A 5,812-nucleotide genomic window follows, 5' to 3' on the forward strand; every position below is an offset into this window, starting at 1 on the left:
GATGTGTATAAGAGTCACGTTATTAATATATTTCTCTAAATCAGAAAAGGGCATTGGTTTTGCGTAATAAAAACCTTGAATTAAAAATACGCCTTGGTCTCTTAAATAATTGACTTGTTCTTGTGTTTCCACACCTTCCGCAATCATGGTCAATTTTGCTTCTTTTCCAAAGCTGATAATAGCGTTTAATATATTGGCTTTAACGTCACAAGTACCGATTGTATCAATAAACATTTTGTCAATTTTTAAGGTGCTGATGGGTAACTCTTGAAAGTAGCTAAAGCCACCGAACCCCGTTCCTGCATCATCGAGCTTAATGGAAATACAATGGTCAATTAATCGCTGCATCACTTCTTTGGCTGAGGTTACGTTTGTGAACTGAGTTCTCTCGGTTACTTCTATCGCAACACGGTGATTAGACACTTGTGCTGAAGATAATGTGTTGAGTAATTTTGTTGCAAACGTTTGATTTTGAAGTTGACGCGGTATGACATTAATACTGATATAAAAGTTGTCATGGATGTTATTTAGTTTTGAAAGATCCTCGGCTACTTGTGATATTAAAAGATCTGTTATCTCGTAAATTTGTTTATTCTGTTCGGCAATATCAATAAAGTTAGCAGGAGAAATAATTTCACCATTTGCTTTACACCATCTAATTAAGCTCTCACAACCGATAATTGAGCCTGTCATTGAGTTAATAATAGGCTGGTAAAAAGGGATAAACTCTTTGCGTTTAATACCCCGTTCAATAGCCATTTTAACTGTTCGTTGTTGAGGAAGAAGGCCTAAAAATATACATGTAATAACAAGTAGAATGCATAAAAAAACATTAACCATTAAAAGTTCTGAATGAACAATATCCGTTAATCCTTTTTTAGTTACAAAAACTTCAAGATAAATGTTTTTTGTCAGCTTTTTTTTAAATTCATGATAAAAGATATTTTTTTTAATCTTCGACTGGATTTGAATTTTTTTATCCTTATAAATAATATTAATAACAACATTATTATCATTTGTGTTATTAAAATAAAGTTGACGATTTAATGGGTCGGTAATTGTGATTAAATGGGTATCATTAGGCAAATTACGAATTATTTTCAAGCGACTGCCTAAATATGAAGTAACCACATAGTCTTCAAGCGTGATTGCATTTTCTTTATTGTAGTTATAACTTATAGGTGAATTTATCCCGTAATTTGAACAACTACTGTGAGGAGTGAACAGTCCAAGGTAATGAATGTTACTCGACAAATCATTTGCTAATCGCATTTCTTTAATATCATGTTTTGAACATGTAAAAGTTAGCTTTGGTATTAACTTTTCTATACCTGTAGATAGAGCAACCCCCTCATTATCAGAAAGGTAAAATGTAGGCACTAACGCGTCTATGCCTGAGTCAAATACCATGGTATCCGGCTCATTGGCTTTATTTTTTAAATTGACACGATTATACAGTCCATATTGGAATAAACTAACTTTTATAAAATACTGCATTAAAAAGATAGAGCCTAAACCTATAATAAGAATTATAAAAGGTTGCTTCCAACGAAGTAATAAATTGTTATTCATGATATTTAAATTAGCATCGATTCTAACTAGGTATATTCTATTATTCTTTAGCTGTTTGTTTCAAATATAAATACAATTATTGAATAAATGACTAGAAAATTAGCACTTGTGGTTATATATTTTAACGGTTATATAACCTTATGTTAAACATTGTATTATTAATTGACCTAATAATGGAGTTGCAGTAAATGCAAAAAATATATAAAAGTGATGGTTTACTATTTAAATCACATTGGTTTACTGTTCCGCTGAATTATAGAGATTCACATCAAGAAAAAATTACTCTTTATGCTCGAGAAGTGGTGAAGCAAGGCCACGATAATGATGATTTACCGTGGTTAGTTTATTTACAAGGAGGACCTGGATTTCCATCGCCACGCCCGACGGGCAATTCAGGTTGGCTTAAGCAGGCATTAACAAAATACCGCGTATTACTGCTTGATCAACGAGGTACAGGGAAAAGTACTCCGATTTCTCATCAAACTTTGTCTGATAAAACGCCAGAGCAGCAAACAAACTATTTAAGTTATTTTCGCGCTAATAATATTGTTAAAGATGCTGAATTTATTCGTGAAGCATTAAATATTAAACAATGGGCTATTTTGGGGCAAAGCTTTGGTGGGTTCTGTGCATTGCATTATTTATCTTATTACCCTGAGTCATTAACACGTGCTTATTTAACGGGTGGTATTCCACCGATAACAGGGCATGCTGATAACGTTTACCGTGCAACTTATAAACGTGTACTCGGTAAAAATAATAGTTTCTTTTCTCGCTTTCCTAATGCACAACAGCAATGTGTCGATATTGCTAATTTCTTATTGGACAATGATGTTCGGTTACCTAATGGTCAACGATTTACTGTTGAACAATTCCAACTGTGGGGGATTAATTTAGGTCGAGGTGGTGGTGATTTAGCGATGTACTACATGCTTGATGAAGCTTTTGTTGAGGTTGGTGGTCAACCTGAGTTGAGCTACAGCTTTTTAAACCAAATGTTATTAGAGCAAAGCTATCAGACAAATCCTATCTACGCTATTTTGCATGAATCTATATATTGCCAACATGAAGCGTCGAGCTGGTCAGCGCAACGTGTACGGAGTGAATACCCGCAATTTAATTACGCAAAGGGAGGGGATTTCCTCTTCACAGGGGAGATGGTCTATCCGTGGATGTTCGATCAACTGCATTGCTTACAACCACTAAAGATTGCGGCAGAATTACTTGCAGTGAAAGATGATTGGTCTTACTTATATGACGCTAAGCAGTTAGCGAACAATACCGTTCCCGTTGCTGCTGCTGTCTATGTTGATGATATGTATGTTGATTATGATTTAAGTTGCCAAACACTAGCAGGGTTAAATCAGGCTAAAGTGTGGGTAACAAATGAATATGAACATAATGGGTTAGGTGTTGCTGGAGAAGTTATTTTATCTAAATTAATGACGTTAGCCGATAACCTATAAAATAGTTGAGCAAATTGCTTAGGTATTATTTGTGTTATAATATAACATATTGATAATGGTACACGTGAGTTCCTGGTGCACAGTACGATAAATTTAACCTGTTGGTGATCTTTTTAAACGATTAATCACGTATTATCTTTGTTTAAAGCGCAGTACTGTTGTCATGTGGTAATTTTCGCTATTATTCACAAGTTGAAATTAAGTCGATAGTCATCATAAGCAATAGCATTCCTTATGATCGAGTATTAGAAAATGCTTAGGAAGAATATGGTAAATGTTAGGGCGAGAGTGCCTTTTAAAGTTGGTTTAAAAAGCAATATTCCTGCAGATTTGCTTTCGTTCAACGGGCTTGAGTCTGGTAAAGAACACGTTGCCGTTATTTTTAAAGATGCAGATAAAACGACAGCACCTTTGGTGCGTATGCATTCTGAATGTTTAACTGGTGATGTTTTCCACTCATCTCGATGTGACTGTGGTGAACAGTTAGATGAAACTATTGAAAAGATGGGGGAGTTAGGCGGTATTATTCTTTATCTTCGTCAAGAAGGGCGTGGTATAGGTTTGTACAATAAAATTGATGCTTATAAGCTTCAAAGTGAAGGTATGAACACATATGAAGCAAACAATCATCTAGGTTTTGGTGACGATTTACGTGATTTCAGTGAAGCGGCATATATGTTGAAAGCACTGGGTTTAACTGAGATTCGACTTGTTACTAATAACCCTAAAAAGATTCGTGAATTAAGCGAAAATGGTATCAATATTGTTGAAGTTGTTGGTACTAAAGCGCATGTAAAAGATGGTAATGAAAGTTATCTTAAAACCAAAGCAAGTCATGGTCATCATCGCTTATATTTCGAAAGTTAAGTTGTATTATCTGTAAAAAAAAGCCCTGTATTGCTCGCAGGGCTTTTTTGTTTCTGTGCAATTTTTCTGAACAAGATTCCCCACACTTACACATTAGAAAATGTAATCCAAATTCAAAATTTATTCGTGCTAAATCAAGCAATATCTTCTTGTCATAATCCAGCATCAAGATTAACATCTCGTCTTAAATTTAGTCATAGGTTCTAATATAAGAATATTTATTGAATGTTGAATTCAATATTTATTGTTAGGTTAGAGTTTTATCCTGTTTGAAGGGCTCGTTTTTATTTTATCGGGTTCTTTGCAAAATATTATTCTGTCTGAGGGTAATGGTTGTGGTTAAGCAATCGTCTTCGAATATGGGCAAGTTCCTATTCTTGCTTATTATATTTATTGCTGTAGGGCAAATGACCCAAACAATGTACGTGCCAGCAATTCCAGAAATGGCGACGTTCTTTGGTGTTAGAGCTGCTTCTTTACAGGCAGTGATGGCCGCGTATTTAATTCCTTATGGTTTATCGCAGTTTGTTTATGGGCCGTTATCTGATCGTATTGGCCGACGTCCCGTAATGATCAGCGGTATGGTCATTTTCTTGATCGGTACTGTTATTGCGTTAGTAGCCCCAAGTTTTGAAGTACTACTCCTTGCTAGTTTTATCCAAGGTATGGGTACTGGTACCAGTGGTGCAATGAGCCGAACAGTTACACGCGATTGTTATGACGGTGATGACTTACATAAAGTAAATAGTTTAGTCAGTATGGGGGTGATATTTTCTCCATTGATCGCACCTGTATTAGGGGGCTATTTATCAGAGCATCTAGGCTGGGAATCTATTTATGTTTACCTTTTAGGTTTTGGTTCACTTGTAACACTTGCCCTAATGCGTTCTTTTGGTGAAACATTACCCGTTGAAAATCGCCGAGCGGAGCGAGTATGGGTAAGTTACCGTTATGTGTTATCTAATCGTCGTTTCCAAGGTTATGTGGTGTGTTTAATTGCCACATTTGCAGGTGTCGCTACGTTTGAAGCATCAGCAGGGGTATTACTGGGTAGTGTGTTAAAACTGGATCCAAGTACCGTAAGTTGGTTATTCATTCTGCCTTTGCCGGGTTATTTATTGGGTTCTTGGGGCTCAAATAAATTGATGAAGCGATTGGGTACCAACCGCGTTTTATTCTTGGGTATGTTTGCCTTACTTGCAGGTGCTATTACGATAATTATTCCAGGCATGGAGGGGCTGGTAACGGTGACGAGTTTAATTGGTGGTGCGTTTATCTATTTTATGGGCGCTGGGGTTTTATTTCCTGCTGCTACCACATTAGCAATTCAGCCGTTTCCGCAACATGCAGGTACAGCTGGAGCCGTACTTGGTGGTCTTCAGAATTTAGGCGCAGGTTTAGCTACATTAGCAGCATCAGCAATGAGTGCGCAAAGCCAATTTAATTTAGGTGCAGTACTTGCAGTAATGGCAATTCTTGTCGTGTTGAGTTTGGTGTGGATCCGACGCAGTGAGAAACATGACATCACAATACTGGCAAGTTAATTAAGCTCGATTATTGTGTTGTGAAAGTAAAAAAGGCGATATTACATCCATTAAAAAGATGTTGATATCGCCTTTTTTCTATTAGGAATACGATGATTAATCGCGTTTCCATAAAATATGGCAGCCTTTGTTTTCAGGATCACGGCTAATTAGCATACGCGCAAATACGTCATCGAGTTCATCGTTTTCTTCATTAACAAGACCAATGATAACCTCAGCAAAAAGCTCTTTATCCACATCAAAACCAGCGTGCTCTGCCCAGTCATCACGTGTTTCAACGATTTCAGCTGCACCACGATCTTCAAATTGTGCAGTGAAGAGTAATACGTCTGCTGGCTCTAAGTTATCTTGTGCCATTTCTAA

General features: G+C 36.4%; 5 protein-coding genes. 3 read left to right on the top strand and 2 right to left on the bottom strand.

The genetic code is table 11. From position 1 onward, the window contains the following. Positions 1-1,572: EAL domain-containing protein (locus C9J45_RS20730; protein ID WP_107292966.1), on the bottom strand; the 1,572-nt coding region annotated here is incomplete at its 3' end. Positions 1,573-1,760: 188 nt separating this feature from the next. Between C9J45_RS20730 and C9J45_RS20735 the strand changes: the two genes are divergently transcribed. From C9J45_RS20735 to emrD, 3 genes are all read left to right on the top strand, one after another. Further along, a complete protein-coding gene (locus C9J45_RS20735; RefSeq protein WP_107292967.1) occupies positions 1,761-3,038 on the top strand; it encodes an alpha/beta fold hydrolase in 1,278 nt (425 codons plus the stop codon). A gap of 267 nt (positions 3,039-3,305) precedes the next feature. Next, complete coding sequence (gene ribA, locus C9J45_RS20740) at positions 3,306-3,905, top strand: GTP cyclohydrolase II (protein WP_199188082.1); 600 nt, start codon at positions 3,306-3,308, stop codon at positions 3,903-3,905. A gap of 329 nt (positions 3,906-4,234) precedes the next feature. Continuing rightward, positions 4,235-5,449, top strand: a complete 1,215-nt coding sequence (gene emrD / locus C9J45_RS20745) for a multidrug efflux MFS transporter EmrD (protein WP_107292968.1) — start codon at positions 4,235-4,237, stop codon at positions 5,447-5,449. A 96-nt stretch (positions 5,450-5,545) separates the two neighbouring features. Here emrD and C9J45_RS20750 read toward each other — a convergent pair. Further along, on the bottom strand, positions 5,546-5,812 hold a 267-nt coding region (locus tag C9J45_RS20750; RefSeq protein WP_107131358.1), incomplete at its 5' end, for an HI1450 family dsDNA-mimic protein.

This window comes from Photobacterium sp. GB-1, from assembly GCF_003026165.1.
GTDB lineage: Bacteria > Pseudomonadota > Gammaproteobacteria > Enterobacterales > Vibrionaceae > Photobacterium.

Bases quoted from the DNA above. Each gene is read 5' to 3' on its own strand.
- C9J45_RS20735 (WP_107292967.1), top strand. From the start codon at position 1,761: ATGCAAAAAATATATAAAAGTGATGGTTTACTATTTAAATCACATTGG.
- ribA (WP_199188082.1), top strand. From the start codon at position 3,306: ATGGTAAATGTTAGGGCGAGAGTGCCTTTTAAAGTTGGTTTAAAAAGC.
- emrD (WP_107292968.1), top strand. From the start codon at position 4,235: ATGGTTGTGGTTAAGCAATCGTCTTCGAATATGGGCAAGTTCCTATTC.